The 23,039-nt window shown below is 67.8% G+C and carries 19 protein-coding genes and 1 pseudogene; 12 read left to right on the top strand and 8 right to left on the bottom strand.

Going from position 1 to position 23,039, the window contains the following annotated elements; translation table 11 throughout:
* Nucleotides 1-32: 32 nt before the first annotated feature.
* Nucleotides 33-1,295 (bottom strand): DUF445 domain-containing protein, encoded by a 1,263-nt coding sequence (locus ABH933_RS37125; RefSeq protein WP_429424821.1) that lies wholly within the window; start codon nucleotides 1,293-1,295, stop codon nucleotides 33-35.
* A 455-nt stretch (nucleotides 1,296-1,750) separates the two neighbouring features.
* On the opposite strand from ABH933_RS37125, the gene ABH933_RS37120 reads away from it, so the two are divergent.
* From ABH933_RS37120 to ABH933_RS37090, 7 genes are all read left to right on the top strand, one after another.
* Nucleotides 1,751-2,413, top strand: a complete 663-nt coding sequence (locus tag ABH933_RS37120; RefSeq protein ID WP_308166305.1) for a TetR/AcrR family transcriptional regulator — start codon at nucleotides 1,751-1,753, stop codon at nucleotides 2,411-2,413.
* Nucleotides 2,414-2,582: 169 nt separating this feature from the next.
* The gene (locus ABH933_RS37115; RefSeq protein WP_429424698.1) at nucleotides 2,583-4,016 is read left to right on the top strand and encodes an ABC1 kinase family protein; all 1,434 of its coding nucleotides are present in this window, start codon (nucleotides 2,583-2,585) and stop codon (nucleotides 4,014-4,016) included.
* 27 nt (nucleotides 4,017-4,043) lie between these two features.
* Nucleotides 4,044-5,288, top strand: a complete 1,245-nt coding sequence (locus ABH933_RS37110; RefSeq protein ID WP_429424696.1) for a saccharopine dehydrogenase family protein — start codon at nucleotides 4,044-4,046, stop codon at nucleotides 5,286-5,288.
* A 221-nt stretch (nucleotides 5,289-5,509) separates the two neighbouring features.
* Nucleotides 5,510-6,187: an ESX secretion-associated protein EspG gene (locus ABH933_RS37105; protein WP_429424694.1), complete on the top strand. Its 678-nt coding sequence runs from the start codon at nucleotides 5,510-5,512 to the stop codon at nucleotides 6,185-6,187.
* 20 nt (nucleotides 6,188-6,207) lie between these two features.
* A complete protein-coding gene (locus ABH933_RS37100; protein WP_429424692.1) occupies nucleotides 6,208-7,056 on the top strand; it encodes a polyphosphate kinase 2 family protein in 849 nt (282 codons plus the stop codon).
* A gap of 101 nt (nucleotides 7,057-7,157) precedes the next feature.
* The gene (locus tag ABH933_RS37095; protein ID WP_429455228.1) at nucleotides 7,158-7,964 is read left to right on the top strand and encodes a DsbA family protein; all 807 of its coding nucleotides are present in this window, start codon (nucleotides 7,158-7,160) and stop codon (nucleotides 7,962-7,964) included.
* Complete coding sequence (locus tag ABH933_RS37090) at nucleotides 7,961-8,527, top strand: vitamin K epoxide reductase family protein (protein ID WP_429424689.1); 567 nt, start codon at nucleotides 7,961-7,963, stop codon at nucleotides 8,525-8,527. The genes ABH933_RS37095 and ABH933_RS37090 overlap by 4 nt, the downstream gene beginning before the upstream one ends.
* A 184-nt stretch (nucleotides 8,528-8,711) precedes the next feature.
* Here the strand turns inward: ABH933_RS37090 and ABH933_RS37085 are convergent, their stop codons facing one another.
* Nucleotides 8,712-10,004: a S1C family serine protease gene (locus tag ABH933_RS37085; protein ID WP_429424687.1), complete on the bottom strand. Its 1,293-nt coding sequence runs from the start codon at nucleotides 10,002-10,004 to the stop codon at nucleotides 8,712-8,714.
* Between the two features lie 136 nt (nucleotides 10,005-10,140).
* Nucleotides 10,141-10,878, bottom strand: a complete 738-nt coding sequence (locus tag ABH933_RS37080) for a ZIP family metal transporter (RefSeq protein WP_429424685.1) — start codon at nucleotides 10,876-10,878, stop codon at nucleotides 10,141-10,143.
* 111 nt (nucleotides 10,879-10,989) lie between these two features.
* Between ABH933_RS37080 and ABH933_RS37075 the strand changes: the two are divergent.
* A pseudogene (locus ABH933_RS37075) lies at nucleotides 10,990-12,039 on the top strand (NAD(P)-dependent alcohol dehydrogenase).
* A 76-nt stretch (nucleotides 12,040-12,115) separates the two neighbouring features.
* On the opposite strand, the gene ABH933_RS37070 reads toward ABH933_RS37075, so the two are convergent.
* Complete coding sequence (locus ABH933_RS37070) at nucleotides 12,116-15,166, bottom strand: helix-turn-helix transcriptional regulator (protein ID WP_429424683.1); 3,051 nt, start codon at nucleotides 15,164-15,166, stop codon at nucleotides 12,116-12,118.
* Nucleotides 15,167-15,289: 123 nt separating this feature from the next.
* On the opposite strand from ABH933_RS37070, the gene ABH933_RS37065 reads away from it, so the two are divergent.
* The gene (locus ABH933_RS37065) at nucleotides 15,290-16,432 is read left to right on the top strand and encodes an epoxide hydrolase family protein (protein ID WP_429424681.1); all 1,143 of its coding nucleotides are present in this window, start codon (nucleotides 15,290-15,292) and stop codon (nucleotides 16,430-16,432) included.
* A gap of 571 nt (nucleotides 16,433-17,003) precedes the next feature.
* On the opposite strand, the gene ABH933_RS37060 is transcribed toward ABH933_RS37065, so the two are convergent.
* The gene (locus tag ABH933_RS37060; protein WP_429455226.1) at nucleotides 17,004-17,273 is read right to left on the bottom strand and encodes a hypothetical protein; all 270 of its coding nucleotides are present in this window, start codon (nucleotides 17,271-17,273) and stop codon (nucleotides 17,004-17,006) included.
* On the opposite strand from ABH933_RS37060, the gene ABH933_RS37055 reads away from it, so the two are divergent.
* From ABH933_RS37055 to ABH933_RS37045, 3 genes are all read left to right on the top strand, one after another.
* Nucleotides 17,257-17,643 (top strand): hypothetical protein, encoded by a 387-nt coding sequence (locus tag ABH933_RS37055; protein ID WP_429455224.1) that lies wholly within the window; start codon nucleotides 17,257-17,259, stop codon nucleotides 17,641-17,643. The genes ABH933_RS37060 and ABH933_RS37055 overlap by 17 nt on opposite strands.
* A gap of 402 nt (nucleotides 17,644-18,045) precedes the next feature.
* Nucleotides 18,046-20,199 carry a PPE domain-containing protein gene (locus ABH933_RS37050; protein WP_429424677.1) on the top strand — a complete coding sequence of 718 codons (2,154 nt, stop codon included), beginning with the start codon at nucleotides 18,046-18,048 and terminating at the stop codon, nucleotides 20,197-20,199.
* Complete coding sequence (locus tag ABH933_RS37045; protein ID WP_429424675.1) at nucleotides 20,196-20,981, top strand: ESX secretion-associated protein EspG; 786 nt, start codon at nucleotides 20,196-20,198, stop codon at nucleotides 20,979-20,981. Before ABH933_RS37050 ends, ABH933_RS37045 begins: the two co-directional genes overlap by 4 nt.
* Here ABH933_RS37045 and ABH933_RS37040 read toward each other — a convergent pair.
* The 3 genes from ABH933_RS37040 to ABH933_RS37030 all read right to left on the bottom strand — a co-directional run bounded on the left by ABH933_RS37040 (nucleotide 20,959) and on the right by ABH933_RS37030 (nucleotide 22,965).
* Nucleotides 20,959-21,870, bottom strand: coding sequence for an alpha/beta fold hydrolase (locus ABH933_RS37040; protein WP_429424673.1), 912 nt, complete (start codon nucleotides 21,868-21,870; stop codon nucleotides 20,959-20,961). The two genes, ABH933_RS37045 and ABH933_RS37040, sit on opposite strands and share 23 nt — an antisense overlap.
* 137 nt (nucleotides 21,871-22,007) lie before the next feature.
* Entirely contained in the window at nucleotides 22,008-22,235 is a 228-nt protein-coding gene (locus tag ABH933_RS37035; RefSeq protein ID WP_429424672.1) for an antitoxin, read from the bottom strand.
* A gap of 103 nt (nucleotides 22,236-22,338) precedes the next feature.
* Nucleotides 22,339-22,965, bottom strand: a complete 627-nt coding sequence (locus ABH933_RS37030; RefSeq protein WP_429424670.1) for a hypothetical protein — start codon at nucleotides 22,963-22,965, stop codon at nucleotides 22,339-22,341.
* Between the last annotated feature and the right edge of the window lie 74 nt (nucleotides 22,966-23,039).

Raw genomic sequence — 23,039 nt, 5'->3', positions numbered from 1 at the left:
GTGCTAACTATTGCAAGCACCCCAGTTAGCACTTATCCCAAGGCTCCCGGGAAGAGCAGGTGGGACGCGGCGTAGATCACCAGCCCGGCCAGCGATCCGACGACGGTTCCGTTGATGCGAATGAATTGCAGATCCCGTCCGGCCTGCAATTCGATCTTGCGACTCGCCTCGTCGGCATCCCACCGCGCAACGGTATCGCTGATCAGGGTCGCAATCTCGGAACCGTAGTTCGACACCAGATATCGGACGCCTCTTTCTACCCAAGCGTCCACTTTGTTTCGCATCTCCGGTTCGTTCACCAAACGCTGCCCGAGCTGCTGAACGTTCTCGGTGAGCTTGCGGCGTAGCGTGCTGTCCGGATCGTCGGCGGACTCCAGAATGAGCCGCTTCGCGGCGCGCCATGTCGCCCGGGCCATTCCGGTGATTTCCTCGCGGCCCATGATCTCAGCCTTGATCCGTTCCGCTTTCGCGATCATGGCCGGGTCGTGCTGCAGATCGTCGGCGAATTCGTCCAGAAATCGATTGGCCGCCAGCCGCACCTCGTGGTCGGGCTGCGAGCGGATCTTCCAGGTAAATTCGACCAACTCCCGGTAAATACGCTCCGACAGCAGGGTGCTGGCGAATTTCGGCGCCCACGACGGCGCATCGCGCAGCACGATCCGGTCGAGTGTCTCCTGACTGCCCAGCGCCCACTGATGGGCACGTTCGGCCAGCAGATCCAGCAGCGGCGCCTGCCGGTTCTCGGCCAGTAGCTCGGACAGTACCCGCCCGATCGGCGGACCCCACTGCGGTTCGGCGATCCGCCTGACGATGGTCTGGTCGATCACCTGCTCGACGTCTTCGTCGCGCAGCGCGTCGATGACCGCCCGCAGCATCGTCGAGGATTCCTCCGAGACCCGCGCCGCATGCTGCGCATCGGCCATCCAGCGACCCAGCCGGAACGAGATCTGCGCCGAATTCACCTTCTCCACAACGGTGTCGGGCGAAAGGAAATTGGTGCGCACGAAATTGCCGAGGCTCTCCCCCAGCTGATCCTTCTTCTTGCGGATGATCGCGGTGTGCGGAATGGGCAGTCCCAGCGGATGCCGGAACAGCGCGGTCACCGCGAACCAGTCCGCGAGCGCGCCGACCATGCCCGCCTCGGACGCCGCGCGCACGTACCCCACCCAGCCCGCGCCCCACCCGCGCGAGGCGATCCAGCAGCACACCAGATAGACCACCGTCGCGGCGGCCAGGAAGCCGGTCGCGACGAGCTTCATCCGGCGCAGATCGCGGCGCTTGCCCGACTCGTCCATCAGGTCCGCGAACGAGGTGGGCGGCTCGCGCCGGGGCGGTTCGCCTGTGTTGTTCCCCACTGCGAGCGCCGGCGCCGGGCCCGGATATCCATTGGTTCCGGGGGGACCCGCGGGTGGGGCAGACGGCCTGCCGGGGACGGCCCGCGTCATCGGATCCGGCCCCGTGGACACCGCATTGACCTCGCGGGAGGCCGCGCGGGAGGTGCTGCCGGGCGATTGCTCCATATTTCCATTCTGATACCCGCTCGTCGGGGAACCGCTCGCCACACCAGCCTAAGGGCAGGCCCGGCAGGCGGCTCCTGCGGCGCGTGCGTGGCAGGGACGACACACGCGGCCTCGGCGAAGTCGGAGCACCGCCGATCCGCAGGCCCTAAGCTGGAGTGGCCCCGGCCCCCACCTGAGGAGTCACCCTGTCCACCGAAGCCGCCCTCGAGTCCACCGCGCGCACTGGCCAGGTGGACGGTCGCAAGCGGCGCTGGCATCAGCACAAGATCGACCGGCGCGAGGAATTGGTCGACGGCACCCTGGCCGCGATCCGCAAGCGCGGCGGCGATGTCGGCATGGACGAGATCGCGGGCGAGATCGGCGTGTCCAAAACCGTTCTCTACCGATACTTCTCCGACAAGAACGATCTGACCCGCGCCACCATGGAGCGGTTCATCGAGACCACCCTGATGCCCCGCATCTACGAGGCCATCAGCAACGACCTCGACGAATATCAGCTGGTCCGCAATACCCTGGCCGCCTATGTGCACACCGTGGACGCCGATACCGACGTGTACCGGTTCATCATGGGATACGGCTCGTCCACCGATAAATCCACACTCGCCGATTTCGAGAAGCTGTTCGCCGACATCGTCGCCGCGGTGCTGCGCGACAAGGCGTTCAGCCGCGGCGTCGAGACCGAGGGCGTCGAGCTCTACGCGTATGTGCTCGTCGGCGGCGTCCAGTTGGCCACGGACTGGTGGATCAGCAACCGCGCCATGTCGGCGGACACGATGCTCGACCACCTGACGATGATGGCGTGGAGCGCGATCGACGGCATGGTCCGTGCGGGCGGATCGCCCGAGAAATTCAATTCCACCCCCCATCACCTGCCCGAGCCCGGCAAGAGCTGAGATACCCGCCCGTCGTCCTACCGGCGGGTACGCGCCGAAGGTATACCCCGGCAGGAGAGGCACGGTATACCCCAGCAGGATGGGCCGGATCGGCCCGGTTCGTTACCCTGAACTCGACGGGGCCCGGGAGTTCCACCGTCGCGCATGTCGGCACCAATGGAGGTATTTCATGGCCAAGGAGCTGCCGACATCACGGCTCGCCCGGGGGACCAAGCTCGGTGCCGTCGTCGCGGGAAATGTCCTGCGCGCCCAGAAGACTCGGCGCTCGATGCGCGGCCGCTCCGAGGAGGTGCGCGCCCGGATGGCCGAGGAATCGACGATCCGCGCCACCGAGCAGATGGTCATGGTGCTGGGCACCATGAAGGGCGTAGCGATGAAGCTGGGCCAGATCCTGTCGGTGCTGGATCTGGACATCGTGCCGCCCGCGCATCGCGAACGCTTCCAGCACCGGCTGGCGGTCCTGCGCGACAGCGCACCCCAGGTGTCCTTCGAGACCATGCGCGAGGTCGTCGAGCAGGATTTCGGCCGCCCGGCGGCCGAGCTGTTCGCCGAATTCGAGCCCGAGCCGATCGCCGCGGCCTCCATCGGCCAGGTGTACCGGGCGCGGCTGCACGACGGCCGCGCGGTCGCGGTGAAGGTGCAGTACCCGGGCATCGACGCGGCGGTGCGCGCGGATCTGAAGAATCTGGCGATGTTCCGCCGGATCCTGGCGACCGCGATGCCGTGGGTGACCCCGGCGGTACTGGACGAGCTGCGGCTGCACCTGGAGAGCGAGCTCGACTACGTCACCGAGGCCGCCACCCAGCGCCAGATCGCCGACCTCTACGCCGACCATCCGTTCATCGTCGTCCCGGCCAGCATGCCCGAGCTGTCGAGCACCCGGGTGCTGGTCTCGGAGTACTTCCCCGGCCGCAGCTTCACCCAGATCCGCGAACTGCCCGCCGCCGAGCGCAACCGGGTCGGGGAGATCATCTATCGCTTCTACGTGGGTTCGCTCTACAACTTCGGCGAGTTCTGCGGCGACCCGCATCCGGGCAACATCCTGCTCGGCGAGGACGGGCGGGTGGCGTTCCTGGACTTCGGGCTCTACAACCGGATGAGCTCGGACGATGTGCGGTTCGAGCTCACCTGCATCCGGGCCGCGGCTGAGGACCGCGCGGACGATCTGCGCCAGTTGATGATCGACCGCGGCATCATCGACTCGCCCGAGGAGGTGTCCGCCGAGGAATGCCTCGAGTACTGCCTGTCCGCGATCGAATGGGCGCTGCTGGACGAGGAATTGACGATAACCCCCGAATTGGCAAGCGGCGCAGCGGTATTGGCGATCGACCCGCGCGCCACCGAATACGCAGGCATGAAGCAGCAGTCGCTGCCGCCGGAGCACCTGTTCTCCCGCCGTGCGGATTTCATGACCTTCGGGGTGCTCGGGCAGCTCGAGTCCACCAACAACTGGCATCGCATCGCACGCGAATGGATCTACGGGGATGCGCCGGTCACCGAATTGGGCAAGGCCCACCAGGCCTGGCTGGCTCAACGTCCCGCGCCGCGACCGACCACCGCGGGCGCACGCAAGAAATCCGGAAAACGGCGTAGCAAAGCGTGATTCGGTTCACGGGATAGGAAGCATCAGATGGCGAAGGACACGACGGACCGGGAGTTCGATCTTGTGCTGTTCGGCGCGACGGGTTTCGTCGGCGTGCTGACCGCGCAGTATCTGCGGGGCGCGGCCCCCGAGGGCGCGCGGATCGCGCTGGCGGGACGGTCGGAGGCGAAGCTGGCGGCGGTGCGCGACGAACTCGGCGTGGATTGGCCTGTGCTGGTGGCGGATTCGTCCGATCAAGCGGCGCTGGATGCCATGGCCGCGCGCACCCGGGTCGTCGTCACGACTGTCGGGCCGTACCTGCGCTACGGCGTGCCGCTGGTGCGGGCCTGCGCCGCGGCGGGCACCCATTACGCGGATCTGACCGGCGAGCCGCTGTTCATCCGCGACTGCATCGACCGGTTCCAGGACGACGCGGTGCGTACCGGGGCGAAGATCGTGAATTCCTGTGGCTACGACTCGATTCCGTCGGATCTGAGCGTGTATCAGCTGTACCGCCGCAGCGTCGAGGACAACGCCGGCGAGCTCACCGACACCACCCTCGTGGCGTATCTCAAGGGCGGCGCGAGCGGGGGCACCATCGATTCCGGCCGGGCGATGATGGAGGCGATCGCCGCCGACTCGTCCAAGGCCTCGATCCTGGCCCACCCGTATTCGCTGAGCCCGGACAAGTCGATGGACCCGGACGTGGGGCGCCAGACCGATCAGGCGCTGCAGCGGGCCTCGACCATCGACGCCAGCCTCGAGGGCTGGGTCACGACGTTCATCATGGCCAGCCACAACACCAAGATCGTGCGCCGCAGCAACGGGCTGCTGGGCTGGGTGTACGGCAAGAACTTCCGGTATCGCGAGGTGATGAACGCAGGGAAATCGCCTGCCGCACCGCTGATCGCCGCCGGCATGGCGGGCGGCATCGCGGCCACCATGGTCACCGGCGCGCTGCTCTCGCGCGTCGCGGTGGGGCGGCGGCTGCTGGATCGGATGCTGCCCAAGCCGGGCACCGGTCCGAGCGAAAGCGCCCGGCGCAGTGGATGGTTCACGATGAGGACGTTCGCGGCCACCACCTCCGGCGCGAAGTACGTCTGCACCTTCGCCGGGCAGGGGGACCCGGGCTATCAGGCAACCTTGGTCATGCTGGGACAGGCGGGACTGTGCCTGGCATTCGACGATCTACCGGACCTCGCGGGCATCCTCACCCCGGCCGCCGCGATGGGCGATGCCCTCACCGAGCGGCTGCGCGGCGCGGACATCACCATCGAGGTCGCGCGGGCATGAGCATCCAAGAGCAGGTCCACGGCCTGCGGCAGTACGTGAGCGCCACCCGCCCGGCCCCTCCTGAGGCACCCGCAACAGAGGAAACCTCTCGGTCATCCGTCCAAAACACGCGTGTACCAGCTCTTGGGTAGCATTTCGCACAGACAGCCGGAGCGAAGCGAGGCAGGCATTACAACTCACGCGATCCCGCCCCGGCACGGGGGCCGCGCCTAGTGCAATGGGTGTTGACCCCGGACGAATTCGTGCACGTCTGGGCCACAGAAACCGGATTGGACTATCGTCCTTACCCCATAAATGGGCTGCGACCAAGCGACACCGACGCGCGACGGCCGCAGCGCATCAACACCGATCCCGATCTGACCGCCGCGCTGATGCTGTGCGCACGCCCCGACGCCACCACGCTCACCGTCTCGGGCGAGCGGGGTGAGGACGAACTCATCCTCGCCTTCGCCGCGGTCGCGCAGCAGCACGGCGTGATCCTGGTCGCGCGCGCCGAGTCGATGGCGGTGCAGCTCTGCCATGCGCAGGCGGTCGGCGAGCGACTGGTCGAGGTCATCGGTTCGGCGCCCGCCGGACGGCGCGGCGCGATGCGCGAGGCGACCGACGCGGTGCTCGACCAGGAACCGACCGCCGATCGGGACGAGCCCGGCCACCGCAGCCCACCGGACAGCGCGGCCCGGTTCCAGCGCGCGCTGCGCGCCCCGGTCGACTCCCGCGGCATCGTCACGGTGACGACCGCCCCGAACAACCCGGCCACGCCGCCGACCCGCCACCGCACCTGGCTCGACGTCGCGGGCGACGGACGCTACCTGCTCACCACCGCCGACCAGCTCGTCCTGACCCCGGTCGACGACGACGCGTTCGCGGATCACCTGATGCGCCTGGCCGGACTGATCTGAACCGCGAGTCATACTGCGGTATGCCCAATTCCCTCTGGTCGGTTCCGGTCACCACCGCGCTGCACGCCGAGGGCGTGAAGGTCGCGGGCCTCGACACGAACGCCACCCCCGGATTCCGCGGCGACAAGAAGGCCGGGGAGCTGCTGCTCGAGCAGCGCCGCGCGGAGCTGTCACGGCTGCAGGAAAAGCTTTACGCGAACGGCCGCTCCGGCGATCCGCGCAACATTCTGCTCGTGCTGCAGGGGATGGACACCGCGGGCAAGGGCGGGATCGTGCGGCACGTGATCGGCTCGGTCGATCCGCAGGGCGTCGACCATGCGGCGTTCGGGGTGCCCAGCGCCGAGGAACGCAAGCATCACTATCTGTGGCGGATCCGGCGGCAACTGCCGCGCGGCGGTCAGCTCGGCGTGTTCGATCGCTCGCACTACGAGGATGTGCTGGTGGTGCGGGTTCACGACCTGGTGCCGCCGGACGTGTGGGGCAAGCGCTACGACGAGATCAACCGGTTCGAGCGCGAACTCGCCGAGGCGGGCACCATCGTGATCAAGGTGGCAATGTTCGTCTCGCTGGACGAGCAGCGCAAGCGCCTGGCCGAGCGGCTCGACCGACCCGACAAACACTGGAAGTTCAATCCCGCCGACATCGACGAGCGCGCCTTCTGGCCCGCCTACCAGGACGCATATCAGGCGATGCTGGACCGCACCACCACCGAGCACGCGCCCTGGTATGTCATACCGGCCGACCGGAAGTGGTTCGCGCGGCTCGCGGTCACCGAACTGCTGATCGACGCCCTGAACAGCCTGCAGCTGGATTGGCCCACGGCCCAGTTCGATGTGGCCGAACAGCGCCGCCGCCTCGACGAGAGCTGATCTTCTCGAGCAGATCTCAGGTTCACCCGCGATCATGTGGTCCGGACACCCGGATTCCGGCGTCTGCCCGTACGATCGGGGCGGCACGGGTGTCGGACTACATGAAAGGCGTGGTTTCCAAGGTGAGCAACAACCCGCGTGGAAAGAACTCGCTGGCGGCAGTGAAGGGTACCGATCGCACCCGCACAATCCTCATCCAGGTGGGTGTCGCCGTGGTGCTTCTCGCGCTCATCGCCGCCATCGGGATCAGCATCGCGGTCAAGCACTCGAAGAAGACCAGCGACGCCAATGCGCGCCCCACGATCGCCGCGACCGCGCCCACCGGCCCGGGCGGCGTAGCCGGCTCGATCACCAGCAACGGGTCGATCCGCATCGGCAAGCCCGACGCCAAGGTGACCGTGCGCGTGGTCGCCGACCTGCAGTGCCCGGTCTGCCAGGGCTTCGAGGCCGCCAACGGCCAGACCCTCGAGGACGAGGTGAACAACGGCACCGCCGCGGTCGAGTACAACCTGATCGCCTTCCTGGACGAGTCCTCGATGGGCGCCCGCTACTCCTCGCGCGCTGCCAATGCCGCCTACTGCGTGGCCACCGCCGATCCCTCGAAGTTCCAGAACTGGGTCGCCTCGATGTACCAGCAGCAGCCGCAGGAGGGCACCACCGGCCTGCCGGACGGCAAGATCATCCAGATCACGACGGCCGCCGGATACACCGACCCCTCGGTCGCCCAGTGCATCACCTCCGACAAGTACGACGGTTTCGTGCAGAAGACCACGCAGGAGGTCATCAACAGCGGCATCCACGCCACGCCGACGGTCTTCGTGAACGGTAAGCAGGTCGACTCGAACGACCGCGCGACCCTGTTCAACCCCGGTGGGATCAAGGCCACGATCGAGGCCGCCGCAAAGTGATCGCCGCGCCCGCTCGTTCCGCGTGGACGCTGCTCGTCGGCAGCCTCGCGGGTTGGATCTCCGCGGTCATCCTGACCGTCGAGGATTTCAAGCTGCTGATGAATCCGGCCTACAAGCCGTCCTGCAACCTGAACCCGATCATCGCCTGCGGTTCGGTGATGGCCACCCACCAGGCCCGCGTCTTCGGATTCCCCAATCCGATCATCGGCGTGGTCGGCTTCTCGGTGGCGGTGACCATCGCGGTGCTGGCCGTGGCCGGGATCGCGCTGCCGAAGTGGTTCTGGGGCGGGCTGTGGCTCGGGCTGGTGCTGGGCATCGTGTTCATCTGCTGGCTGATCTTCCAGACGCTGTACCGGATCGGCGCGCTGTGCCCGTACTGCATGGTGGTGTGGGTGTTCACGCCGATTCTGCTGGCCGTGGTCACCGATCAGATCTGGGGTAATGCGCGCGGGTTCGTGCGCATTCTGGTGGAGTGGCGCTGGACGCTGGTGGTCGTGTTCTACGCGATCGTGCTGGTGATGGTGTTCCTGCGCTTCCAGACGTACTGGATGAGCCTGGTCTGAGTAGTCTCGCATCGAGGATGCCCCGTTCCGCCAGATCTCCTGGCCGAGCGGGGCATTCGCCGTTCGGGGCGTCGGAAGTGCACTCCCGCCGGACGATCTTCGGGCCGCGGATGCCGAACGAAATCTCGATCATCGCCTCGAAAGCGCTTGCAGAGAAGGTGTATTCGATCCGTCGCGCACGGTGTCAGTTGGGCGGCCCGGAGGCGAGGACAACGGCGACCTGACGCTTGGAACCGTCGGGATCACTGAGGCTCAGGGTGATCATGTCGTCGGGCTTGCGGATGTTCAAGGCGGCCTTCAGGGATTGGGTCGAGGAGATCGGGCGACCGTCGACGGCGGTGATCACTTCGCCCGCAAGAAGTCCGGCCGCGAAGGCGGGCATGCCGTAGACGCTCACGTCGATGCGGGCGCCGCCGGTGCTCGCGTCCGAGGTGAGCACGCCCAGCGTCGCGGTGGGCCCGATGTGCACGGCGTCCGTCGATGTGCCGGAACGGATTTGGCGCACGATGTCCATTGCCGTATTGATCGGGACGGCATAGCCGCTGGCGTCCCCGAGCGTTCTGCTGAGCTCTCCCGAGGCGGCGGTGACCACGCCGACGACGTCGCCGGACCGGTCGGCCAGCGCCCCGCCGGACTGGCCCGCCTGCACCGGCGCGCGCACCTCCAGCATTCCGGTCAGCGTCTTGGTACTCAGATCCGCGGCATCGCGGGCCACGATCGCGGTGTTCAGCGAGGTCACGGTTCCCGGGGTGGCGGTGGGCTGTCCGGTGCCCCCGGCATTTCCGATGGCCATGATCTCATCGCCCGGCCGCAGCGCCGACGAGTCGCCGATCCGCGCGGTCGGTAGGCCGGCGGCGGCGGTCAGCGACAGCAACGCGATATCGGCGGCGGAGTCGTAGCCCAGCACGGTGGCTGGGAACTGTGCCCCGGTGCCGATGTCGCCGACGGTGATCACGTCCGCACCCTTGACCACGTGATGGCTGGTCAGCACCTGTCCGCCGCCGGTGAGCACGATGCCCGAGCCCGCCGCGCCCAGCCCGGAGGGCTCGATCGTGACGGTGATGTTCACCAGCTCGGGCTCCACGGTCTTGGCGACCAGGACCGGATTCAGCGGCGGGGGTGGGGGCGGTATATCGAGCGCATCGCCGGAACCGGACACCCAGCGCGGCAGCCCGCCCTGGATTCCCAGGATCACGACCACCACGACCAGGACGGCCAGCAACCCGGCGCCGGTACGGGCGATCGGGCCGACGCGGCTTGCGCTGGTGGTGTCGGGCCGATCTTCCGGATACTGCCCGGTGCCGGGCGCATCGAGTCCTGTGCCGGATGCACCGAGCCCCGTGTAGGACGCACCGAGCCCGGAGTCGGACGTGCCAAGCCCTGCGCTGGACGCACCGAGGCCCGGGTTGGGCGTGCCAAGCCCGGTGTTGGGCGTGCCGCACCCGGTGTCGGACGTACTGAGCCTCTTGTCGTCCATGAGCACTCCCGCCTCCTGCGCCGCCCGCGGGCGTCGGCGATTGCACTTCATGTGTACCAAAATTCGGGCGTATCAACGCGTGAATCGTGTCGACGAGCTGCGCACGAGATCGTTGACGATGGTGCGAGCACTTCCGTCAGCCCTCGTGGTTCAGGACCGCGATCCCGAACATGAACGCACTGCCCGCGACCGTGCAGAGCAGGGTCAGGCGAGAGGGATGCCCGGCGTGCGCCTCCGGCAGGATGTCGGAGGTCGCCAGGTACAGCAGGAACCCCGCGAAGTAGCCCAGATACAGGCCCGTCGCCTCGGGGGGCACGCGAATCAGCGTGCCGATGATCGCGCCTGCGACCGGCGCGAGGGCGTCCAGGACGAGCAGCAGCAGCGCGCGCCGCCGGGCATTGCCGTACAGGGTGCTGATGGTGAAGGTGTTGAAACCGTCGGCGAAATCGTGGCAGATCACCGCGATCGCCACCGCGATGCCGACGCCGGACCCGGCTTGGAAACTGACCCCGATACCGACGCCGTCCAGGGTGCTGTGGAAGATCAGCCCGCCCGCCGCGACGACGCCCACCGATTCGAAACCGTGTGTGTGCGGGCCGTATTCGTCCTCGTGCCCGGTATGGATGGCGACCGCGCGCTCGATGACGTGGATGGTCAGGAAACCGATCGCCCCGGCCACCAGCGCGACCGGGATTCCGGCCACCTCCCACGACGACTGTTCCAGCGCCTCGGGCAGCAGATCGAACGGAACCACCCCGAGCATCACCCCCGCCGCGAGTCCGAGGATGGCGTGCCTGCGGTCGCCGATGCGCACCGCCATGAACCCGCCCACCAGCGTCGAACACATCGACACCAGTGCCAACAGAATCGCCATCGGTCCAGCATCTGACACCATTGAGAAGGCTCCGGACACATCGGACCGGCGAGTTGAAGTGCGCTCCGAGTACCTTTGCAAAGCAAACGATGCGAGAGTAGGCAGATATCCATGACCACTGCTGCGGCCTATTCCATCTCCGCCCCCGACGGCGGCTTCGAGACGACGATCGAGCGCCGTGAACTCGGCCCGCACGATGTGCTCATCGACGTCAAATAGGCGGGCATCTGCGACTCCGACATCCACACCGCACGAAACGAATGGCGCGGCACCCAGTATCCGTGCGTGCCGGGTCACGAGATCGCGGGCCTCGTCGCCGCGGTCGGGCCCGAGGTGACCAGGCACAAGGTCGGAGACCGGGTCGGCGTCGGCTGCATGGTCGACTCGTGCGGCAGTTGCGAGGCGTGCCTGGCCGGTGAGGAGTCGTACTGCACCGGCGGCGTCACCTGGACCTACAACTCCGCGTTGTCCGAGGAGATCCAGCCGGGGGGCGTCACCCTCGGCGGATACTCCACCCAGGTCGTCGTGACCGAGAACTTCGTGCTGTCGATCCCCGAGGGCATCGGACTGGACGTCGCCGCGCCGCTGCTGTGCGCGGGCATCACGCTGTTCTCCCCGCTGCGGCACTGGAACGCCGGACCCGGCAAGCGCGTCGCGATCATCGGCATGGGCGGGCTCGGGCACATCGGGGTGAAGATCGCCGCGGCCCTGGGTGCCGAGGTGACCGTGCTGAGCCATTCGCTGAGCAAGCGGGAGGACGGGCTGCGCCTGGGCGCGCAGCACTACTACGCCACCAGCGACAAGCAGACCTTCAAGGATCTGCGCGGCACCTTCGACCTGATCATCAACACCGTCTCGGCCAACCTGCCCATGGACGACTACATGCGGCTGCTGCGCCTGGACGGCTCCCTGGTGATCCTCGGTCTGCCCGACAAACCCCTTGCGGTGCAACCGTTCACGATCGCCACGCAACGGCGCTCGCTGGCCGGATCGATGATCGGCGGCATCGCGCAGACCCAGGAGATGCTGAACTTCTGCGCCGAACACGGCATCGGCGCGGAGATCGAGGTCATCTCGGCCGACGGGATCGATGCCGCCTACGAGCGCGTGCTGGCCAGTGACGTGCGCTACCGCTTCGTTATCGACGCGGCCAGCATGTAGCGAATTGCCCTGCCGGGCACGGCATCCCAGCGGTGTCGCCGATGCCGTGCCCGAGGCGACCGGAACGGCCTGCACATCACGGGTTTCCCGAGGTGAGCAGGCCGTGCTCGTGCGCGAAGGCGGCGGCCTCGGTGCGGGATGCCACACCGAGCTTGGTGAGGATGCGGGAGACGTGCACACCCGCGGTATTGGCGCTGATGAACAGTTCGGCGCCGATACCCCGGTTGCTCAGGCCGCGGGCGATCAAGCCCAGCACATCGAGCTCACGACGGGTCAGGCCGAAGGTCCGGGCGGGAGGTTCGCTCCAATCACGTTCGGCGGCAACGCTCTCGGAGAGAACCAGCCGGGCCCGCGCGGCGACCTGATCGATCGCGGCGGTCAGCGGTCCGGCACCGAGCCGCCCGGAAATCGCCCGCGCCTCTCGCAGCGCCGAACTCGCCACACCCCGATCCCCCTGCACCAGAACAACACTCGCCGCCTCCACCAGCGACTGCGCCAATTCGTACGGCCGCCCCAGCGCACGCCAGGCGCGCACCGCCCCACCCCATACTCCCAACGCCTCGTCGACGGGATGCACCGACCCATCCCCGGCGCGCTCGGTATCCACGTGGTCGGGCACGACCCTCCCAGGGGTACCCGCGGCCTCGCCCGGGCCACGCCCACACTTACCCCGATCACGCACAACCTGTCCGCTATCACCCGCGACCTCGACCGCGCCGGGCCGGCGCTCACCCCGGTCGCGCGCGGGCTCGTACTGATCGCGCGCGACCTCTTCGGCAGGGGCGTCGACCACGCCGAGGCGCGCACGGAGGGTTGCTCGGTAAGCGGCGTCGACCGGGGAGGCATGCGTGAGCGTGCTGGTCAATTCATCGAGGCCCGGCAGGTGATCGGGGAGGCGGGCGGCCAGGGCCAGTAACGGCCAGGCGTCGTGTGGGTGCGCGCGCAGGGCGGGGGCGTTCGTGGCGAACAGGTCGGCGAGAATGGCCGTTGCGGTGGATGATTCGGAGTGTTCGAGAGCCAGCAGGCATTCCAGTTCGCGCAGTTGCAGGCGGTAGGGGCGGGCCCACTCGCCCTCGCCGAGCAGGCCGGCGGATTCGGCGGTGAGTTTACCCGCCTCGGCGGAATCACCCTGGGCCAGAGCGATTTTCGCGTGGCACAACTGCAGCGCGGCCCGGCTCAGCGGCGGCATCGCGGCGAAGCGCGCCTCCTGCGCCAGCACCAGCACGTCGGGCCAGCGCCCCAGCGCGTGCAGTGCTTGCGCATATTTGACCAGCAGGATCGGCGCGGATTCGGCGAATCGAAATGTCTCGTGAGCCGTGCGCAGACCCTGCTGGACGACCTCCACCGCGGTCTCGTACCCGCCGGCAGCCACCAGCGCCGAGGACTCCCACACCGCGACATCGAGCAGCATCCGCGGATCCCCGGCCTCCCGGGCGGCCGCCCGCGCCCGGGCAAAGGACTCCATCGCGGCGCTCGAGTCGTCGGCCTCGGCAAGTCCGAGGTAGGCGTGGGCGCGCGCGGCGAGCGCCAGGGAGCCGAATCGCTGCGCCACCGCCAGCGATTCCCGGGCCGCCGCCGCTGCCCCCACCGGATCACCGTCGAAGACCCGGTTCAGCGCGAGCTCGGCCAGCACCTCGCCGCGCTCTAGGCCCGGCGGATCGGACGGCAGCAGGCGCAGCGCGTGATTCAGGTCCGCCCCCGGCCCGGCCCCGGTCGAACCGCGCAGACAGGCCCGTCGATAGTGCATGCGCGCGGAATGCAGCGGATCGATCGAATCGACCTGTGCGAGTGCGGTATCGGCGACCGCGATACCCCGTTCGATCGCGCCGGAGTCGGCACACGCGCGCACGAGCTGTTCCAGCACGGTCGATTTCGTCGTATCGGGCAGCACCTCGGCCGGCACCCGGTCCCACAGCTCGAGCACCCGTTCGAGCTCGCGCATGCGCACATCCGCACTCGTGGCCGCCGTCGCGGCCCGCCACGAAGCAGCCAGCGCGCACGGCAGATCGCCCGCGCACAGGGCGTGCAGCGCCAGCTCGCTGTCGCGGCGGTCGGCGGGCAGCAGCTCCGGGCGCGCCCGCAGCGCCGCGGCCAGCACGGCATGCAGCCGGGCCCGTTCCGCCGGCAGCACATCCTCGTAGACGGCCTGCCGGATCAGCACATGCCGGAACTCGTATGCGCTGCCCGCGGTTTCGAGCAGACGGCGCGCAATCAGTTCCCGCACGGCATCGTCCAGCTCCGTCGAATCCAATTCGACTGCCGTGGACAGCAATTCATGATGAACAGGAGATCCGATCACGGCGGCCCCCCGCAGCGCGGCCAGCGAAGCGGGCCGCAGCCCGGAGGTGAACCCCAGCAGCAACTCGGTCAGCCCGTCCGGAATGCGGCCCCGCGACCCGCTCAGCGCCTCGACGAACAGCGGGTTGCCCTGGCTGCGTTCGAAGACCCGGGAGATCAGCTCCGTATCGGCTTCCGCGCCCAGCAGCGCGGCGAGCTGCCGGCCGACCTCGTATCGGGTCAGGGGCTGTGGAAGAAGCTGCCGCACAGCGGGATTGCGGCCGAGCTCGGCCAGGAGCTCACGCAACCGCCCGGACTCCGCGGGGCGATGCGTTCCCACCAGCAGCACCCCGGCCTCGGCCAGATTGGTGATCAGGAACGACAGCAGGTCCAGGCTCGCGCGGTCGGCCCAGTGCAGATCCTCCAGCACCACGACGACGGGCCGGACCAGGGCGGTGAGTTCCAGTACGGTGAGGATCTCGCCGAACAGCCGGACCCGATCGGATTCAGCCGCGGGCGTACCGGCGCGGGCGGCCAGCGCCGGATGCCAGTGCGCCAGCGCGGGCCCCGGGGGCAGCAGCGCGACGAGCTCGTCGATCCCGATGCCGCGCACCAGATCTCGCACCACGCCCAGGAACGGCGCGAACGGCACCGAGTCGCTGCCGAATTCGGGACACCGTCCGGCCAGCACCAGCACGGTGCCGCCCAACCGGCTGGTGAACTCCCCGACCAGCCTCGACTTGCCGATCCCGGCGTCACCGCCGATCAGCACGGTGCTGGTGCGCTCGTCGGTCACCGCCTCCAGCAGGGTCGTCAGCTCGCCGGCCCGGCCGACGAGCACGTCACTCACGGGAAACCTCACCCCGTAGATACTGCCGGATGCCGCGCCTTTACCGGAACCACCTGCGGGAACGCCGGAAATAACGAGTTCTCGTGATTCGCCGGCCCCCTCTTTACCGGAAATGTCTTTCTCATGAGCGACAACGACATCACCCCCTTCCGCATCAGCATCCCGCAGGCCGACCTGGACGATCTGCACGAGCGGCTGGCCCGCACCCGCTGGATCGACGAGCTGCCCGGCGCCGGCTGGGAGCGCGGCGTGCCCACGAGCTACCTGCGCGAACTGGCCGGGTACTGGTCCGAGACATTCGATTGGCGCGCTATCGAATCCAGGATCAACGAGTACCCGCAGTTCACCACCGTCATCGACGGCCAGAACGTGCACTTCCTGCATATCCGCTCCGCCCGGCCCGGCGCCACGCCCCTGCTCCTGCTGCACGGCTGGCCCGGCACCGTGGCCGACTTCCTCGACATGATCGGCCCCCTGACCGCTCCCGATCCCGAATTGCCCGCGTTCCACCTGGTCATCCCCTCCCTCCCCGGACACGGATTCTCCGGTCCGATCACCGAGTCCGGCTGGAACGACGGCCGGATGGCCGCGGCGCTGGCCGAGCTCATGGACCGCCTGGGCTATGCGCGGTACGGCGTGCACGGCGGCGATCACGGTGCGTTCCTCGGCCCGAAGCTGGGCCGGATCGCCGGCGAGCACGTGCTGGGTGTGCACGCGAACGCGCTGGTGACCTTCCCCACCGGCGATCCGGCCGACATGGCGGCGCTGACCGAGACCGAGCGCCGGCGCCTGGGCGAGATGAAGCAGTTCCAGGACGACGGGTCGGCCTATATGCAGCTGGCCGGTTCGCGCCCGAATACGCTGGCGCAGTTGCTCGCCGATTCGCCCGCCGGTCAATTGGGATGGATCGTAGAGAAATTCAAGGAATGGACCGATCGCGGCCACGACCTGCCCGACAAGGCCATCGATCGGGATCGGATGCTGGCCACCGTCAGCATCTACTGGTTCACCGATACCGCGCGCAGCGTCGCCAACTTCTACTACGAACGCTTCCACGACGCCACAATGTTCACGCCCCAGCCGCGCGGCACGGTGGCGACCGGCGTCGCGGTGTTCACCACCGCCGATTTCGCGATCCGCCGCTTCGCGGAGAAGACGCACAACATCGTGCACTGGTCCGAGTTCGCCGCCGGCGGGCACTTCCCCGCAATGGAGGTCCCGGATCTGCTCGTCGGCGATATCCGAGCGTTCTTCGGCGCGCTGTAACGACGCGCACGGCCCCTCGGATGGATTTCGAGGGGCCCGGCCGCCGCGCATCGGTAATGCGGCATCGGGCCGAGGCGGCAGTCCGCACCGCGGCGTCGTCCGGCAATCTCCTTGGGACACAGCCGGTCAGCATCCATTACCGGCGATAGCTTCTGTCCGGACCGGCACGCGACCAGCGCCTGAAATCCGATAAAATCCCCAGGAAACACCGCCGGACGACAGGGACAGCAACCTTCCCACCAGCAGCAACCGCACATTTACCCCAAATATCTTTGAAATAAACAGATTTCACCAGGAGAATCCACCGCGACGCACCACCCACACTTCGACGAACACCGGACGGGTCGCGGAAAATGTCGCCATATAGCAGCACGCAACAACTCAGCTACCGCTCGCGCGGATACTTTGTAATCAACAGCTGCGCAATCGAATTGAATTTCATGTGAGCCTGGTCACACCATTTGCGTCCGGTCGAGCCGTCCACTAGGAATGAATCCGTTCGATTCGCATGAGCTGACGAACGATCGCACGGGGGGAGCCGAAATGCGGGGAGTCCCAGGCGCATCGGTGGTCAGGGAGGGAAATTCATCAGCATGAAGTTCGGAAAGATCACCGCCACCGTTTTCATGGCCATTGCCGCCGTGGGAATTACCGCCGGAACCGCCGACGCGGCCCCGGCATAGCAGCCGGCCGCGGCGCACAACGATGCGACCAGCGGCGTTGAAAACGGAATCCAGTACCACACCGTGGTTTCCCCGGTTACCCGGGCGATCACCACCACGGTTTCCGATGGCCATTTCGTCCTCGCGCCGAACGGTTCGTCCGTGGCGCTGGAATCCAACAGCGGCCAGCAGCTCGATCACGTGTCGCTGCGGCCGGAGCTGGCCGGGCACGTGTTCACGGTCGCTCAGCAGATCAGCGCGGACGGTCGTAGCCTGACCCTGATACCGACGGTCTCGCCGCAGGAGATCTCCCAGGTCAAGGACATCAACGCAATAAACAACCTGTTCGCCGAAATCAACAAGAATATTGTCGGTGTGGTCATCGGCGCCGGCCTCGGCGGATTCCTCGGTGGCCTCCTCGGCTTCGGCATCTTCAGTATCATCACCGGACCCGTTGGCGCTCTGCTCGGCGCCATCGCCGGTGGAACCGCCATGGGCGGTCAGGAGTTCCTCAACTCGGTCCAGGCCGCCGCAACCGGTCGACCGTAATCCAGCGCAGACAGGCCCGGGCGGGCGCGGCCAGCGTGATGGCCGCGCCCGCTCGTGTTTGTAGCGGTGTGCGGGCACCGGCGGAGCGGTTCCGCCGGGCGCGCACCCGCAGCGGAGCCCTCGCACACCCACGCGCGGGCGGTTGCCACCCCAGAAATTGGGGCACGGACACTGCACAATCCGAATCACCATGCGAGACTGTCGAAGTGTAGACGCGGATCCCGGAATACCAACCGGCCGCTTGCGGTTCAGTCAGCGGTCGCCTCCAGGCAACCGGCCGCGGCAACGATCCAGGCATCGGCACGGATCGTCCCTCCAGGTGGAACGTTTTCCGCCACGAGGGCGATTATCCGGAGTACGGTTTTTTGGTTGGCTTGCTCGGTCTCGTGGAAGTAAAGGGCTATGGGTGGTTCGAATCCTGTTCCAACACTTTCCAACGGGGCGGTCTCCATTCCGAGCGGCATCGGCAACTCGCTGGCTTCCGTGGTGGCCGAACTACTGGCCACGATCCAGGCCGGGCAGCAGGCCATGCAGTCCGCGAATCTGAGCAACGTCAAGCCGCTCAGCTCTCTGAACTCGGGAACCCAACTGGCGGACCGGTTCTCGAAGCAGGCCGACACGGTGTCCCAGCTGCTGGACAATCACGTATCGATTCTCGAGGCCCTGGGCCCGGCATTCATCGAGGCGGAGAAGATCTATCAGGGCGCCACCGAGGCGGCCGCGCGGGAGTTCCAGGCGATCCAGAAGAACGCCCAGTCGGGTACCTCCGGCCCACCGCCGAAATACAACCCGAACGCCACGAAGGCCCCCTCCCATCTGGGCCCGCCGGTCAAGTTCGTGCCCGGCCAGAACGGCGTGCCGAACAACCACGATCCGGTATCGGCCGAGCCGGGCTCCTCCCTGAGCCTGCCCGACATGAAGACCTTCTCGCAGCACGATCAGAACGTGCCCGCCTTCGAACAGGGGCAGACCTGGAACTGGCTGGGCAACGGGCTCGGCACGGCCGCAAACGATTTCATGACCGGGCTGCAGAATGCCAGCTCGGAATGGGCCGGAACCGGTAAGGACGCGGCCCTGGCGGCCTGTCAGGCCTACGCCCAGTCGCTGCAGCAATTGGCCACCGAGATCGGCCAGGTGGGCAATGCCCTGGAATTCGCCGTCCAGCAGATCGATCAGGCGATCTCCGCGATGGCGGCGGCCATGGCCGCCTGGGACGGCAAGAACGACAACACCGCGACCGCCGCGCGCAATGCCGGCATCAACATCATCACCAACACCTACGACCCGGGCGTGACCTGGTCCTCCGAGGGGCTCCCCCCGTCCCTGACCCCGGCGAAGAACCCGATGGCGAAGACGCACAAGCCCAACGACCACACGGGCGGCGGGAACGGCGGCGACGGCGGGTCATCCGGTTCGGGCTCGGGTACGAACGCCTCGGGCTCGGCTCCGAACTGGAACACCAAGAATTTGATCAGTACGGGCAAGGGCGGCGGCAGCGGCGACGGCGGCGGCCCGGGTTCCTCCTACGGTGCGGGCGGTAGTGGCGGCGGGTCGCAGTATCACCAGTCGGACACCACCACGAACAGTCCCTCGAACACGAACAGTCCCTCGAACACGAACAACCCGTCCGGAACCAACTCGTCCTACTACGGCGCCGCCGGCGGCCGGGGCGGCTCACAGGGTTCGGAGTACAAGTCCAAGTACGGCTCCGGTTCCGGCTCCGAAGAATCGGAGAAGACCCACAAGGGCTCGGGCATCGCCACCTCCGGCGGCACGGACGCCTCGGGCACCCTGCCCGTCCTTGGCTCGGGTGGCGCCTACATGTTCGGAAGTGCCAGCGGCACTTCCGCCATCAGCATCAGGGCGGGCAGCACCAGCGGCGCGCTGGGCTCGGGCTCGATCTATTACTCCGGCAGCGGTTTCGGCGCCGCGGGTTCGGGCAGTTTCGGCTTCGGCGGCGTCAGCGGATCCGGCACGGGGTTCGGCTCCTTCATCGGCGAGCTGGAGGCACTGGCGACCTCGTTTGTGCAGCAGGCCGCGAGCTTCGCGCCACAGCTGCTGCAGCAGTTGTTCGGTCAGGCTGACCCGAAGGCGGCCCTCGATGCGACCCAGCGAGCCGACGTCGCGGGCAATCCCGGCAGCATGTCCGACCTGTCGAAGCTGCTGGGCGCCGGGGGTGGCGGTTCCGGTGGTGGCGGTGGATTCGGGACCGGCGGGGCGGGCCCCGCCTTCGACACCCCGGCGTATCAGGCGCCCTCGAACCTGTTCCCGCGGGCCACGGCCGCCGCGTTCACCGCGGACGACCCGGTCGGCACAGCCGGGCCCATCGAGTCGGGGCTGGATGCGGCCCCGGGCGGCATGCCCATGGGGGGCATGGGCGGAATGGGCAGTGGCGGCACGGCCGGGGGCGGCGGGCAGTCCAAGGAGCACAAGACGGCGGAGAATCTGAACTCCACCGCGAACCTCGACGAGGCGTTCGGCGACCAGTTCCGGGCGACCAGATCGGTGATGGATGTGCCGGTCAAGGGCAGGCGGCGGAAGGACGAGGACGGATGACCCGGAGCCTCACCGATCTGGAGTTCGTGGTGATGTGGGAGGAGACCGGGCACGACACCCTCCCGCTGCCCCTGAGCTTCGCCACCGATCTGCGCGACCGAATCCTGTTCGACCAGGCCAAGTTCGAGATTCGCGAGCGCCTGGCCGCCGCGCGCGACGAGTATGTCGACCACGTGCTCCAGGCGCTGGCGCATCCGGATATCCACATTGCCGTGCACGCGCACGACAGCGCCGATCCCTTTCTGCCCGAGGGCAGCATCCGCATCTACGCCGCCCGGCGCGGCGACCAGGGTTACGTCGTGCGCCAGCTCCCGGGCAAAACCATTTGGCACAGTTCGGGATTCGTCGTCACCCAGTGCGACGCGATCGCACTCGCCGCGGCCGTCGTGCGGGAGCTGCCGGAGCAGCCCGCCGGTCGATACTCGAATATCCGTCTGGACCAGGATAATTCGGAGTCCGAGGCCGACCCCGACGCCTTCGCGATGTACGACTTCGTCGAGGACGACGGCGATTCTACCGATCACCTGGCCAACTACCTGCTCACCGCGCCCGCGCAACGCATCGGGCAGATCGACATCAGCCAAGGCAGTTCGCGTTTCGGCCCGCGCGGGATCACCCGGCGACGGCTGGGCTGGCGCGATCTGCTCGACGACGGCCGCTACACCATCACCGGCGACCCACCGGACATGGCCCACGGCACCGACAGCGCCCGCATGATCAACCTGATCAACACCGAGATCGCCGAGATCGTCCGGGCGATCAAGGATGAGCGCAACGACTGACCGCCGAGAAGCCCGGGTTCAACGCCCGCTCCACGATCCGGATCACCGTGGGCGACTGCGGCAGGTCGGAATGATCGGCGGTGTCGGTCGCGCACACCGCCTGGACCCAGATGTTGTCGACCACGGCCTGCGGCCCCGGGCTCAGAAAGGTCGACTCGGGCGGGGTGGTCACGTCGTCGACGCGGCTGGCGATGACGGTGTAGTCGACTCCCGGATCGGTGTCGCCGTCCGCGTTCAGGTGCGCCAGAAACCGGCTGCCGATGACCTGCTGCGCCGCGGCGACGCCGAGCACCTGCGCGACGGCGCCCGCGATCGGCCCGGACGAGCTGCCGGTGCTCGCCAGGAATCCCAGATCCTTGAAGGTCGTTCCGTGATTGGTAGCCCCGATCGTCACCAGCTTGCGCACCACATTGCGTCGCGGATCGGCACGATCGACGCCGCCGTCGAATCGCATGTACTGGCGCGCGACGACCCCGCCCTGTGAATGGGCGACCACATCGACATGCTCGGAATTCGTTGCGGCACAGACCCTCTGGACGAACGTTGCGAGTTCCAGCGCAGAATCGCGGATGTCGCCGGTGCCGTAGACGCCGGGCTCGGCGCCGATGGTACTGCTGACATCCCGGCCGTAATTGAGCGAAAAGACGCAGTAGCCTTGGCTTTTCAGCTTCGGCGAGAGGGCGTCCCAGTTGTTCTGATTCCCCCATGTGCCGTGCACGAGTACCACCGGATCGGGATGCGCGGACGTGGGCGCACAGTGCCAGTCGTCCGCCCCCAGCGGGGGCGAGCTACCGTCCGGCGTCGGTGCGGCCGGCTGCGCGGCGGCCCCGCCGAATCCGAACATCGTGCACAGCCCCACGGCGGCAAGAACCACAGCCAGCGAACGCATCAACCATCCCTCCTCACCCGAAGAGAAGTAACGAGACGTTTGCGAAATACTATGTGCGGAGCGACGGTTGACCATGCAACCGGCCCGCGAAACGCCAGTGGGGCGATACCGCGCATCGCCCCACCGCCGGAAAGATCCTATTCACCGGACTGATGCCCAGCCTGCTCCTGGCCACCGCCCTGTTCGCGCAGCGCCTTCTTCGCCGCGTCCGATGCCGCGCCGACCTGACCGGAGAATTTGCCACCGGTCTTCTCGTCGATCGTCTGCCCGGCCTTATCGATCAGCGGATCCACCTTGTCGGCCTGCGACCCGGCCGTACCCATGGCCCTCTCCGCCACATCCTTCAACCTGTCGAACATTCCCATGACGACCTCCTACTGGCGCCGGAATTGCGGTTCTCGACCAGCTAACCCGATCGGGCAATCATTTGGCTACCCTTGCCATGGAATCGTGATCCGACCGGCCGACTCACTCTCCGGCGAGCCGACGGCCCTCGGTGAAGAATTTCCGCATCCCCTCGGCATCCTTCAGCTCGGCGAGGGTGCGGGCCGCCCCGAACGACTTATTCCAGAACTCCCCCTCGCGCGGCGTCCACGGCCCGACATAGGCGTACGGCTCGGCGATGGCGGCGTCGCCCGGCGACACGCCGTAGTTGACCTCGTCGACGGATATCCCCATGTCGAAATGCTCGGGCCACAGCACCGGGGTCTGGCCGGGCTCGAACTGACGCAGCGCCCGATCCCCCAGCTCGAACCCGCGGGCGATCAGCCGCGCGGACTCCGGATCGACCCGCAGCGTCTCCTGCGCCGTGACCCCCGAACCGCCCTGGTACAGGCCCTCGGGCGCCCCCGCATCCACGCCCGCGGCCACCCCCAGCGCCGTACACGTGGCCCCGGACAGCTCGCCGACCCGCCGCCCGGCCGCGAGCAGCCACTCCCCGTCGACCGCCAGCTGGGGCGGCTGCACGGTCGCGAACCCACCCGCGGCGGCCGCCAGCCGGATCGTGCCACTGCGCCGGAACTGCGGTCCGGCCAGCAAGAGTTCGGCAACGCCGTGCAGGCTGTGCAGGGTGCTGGAGTAGTCCTTCGGGTCCATCGCGATCCTGTTCATCGGTCGGGCGACGTGGTGCGCCGTAGGGGAATCGAGAAGGTTCAGTTCCGTCCCCGGGC

Source organism: Nocardia sp. GP40 (assembly GCF_050434125.1).
Classification (GTDB): Bacteria; Actinomycetota; Actinomycetes; order Mycobacteriales; family Mycobacteriaceae; genus Nocardia; species Nocardia albiluteola.
This window is presented reverse-complemented; position numbering and strand designations above follow the sequence as displayed.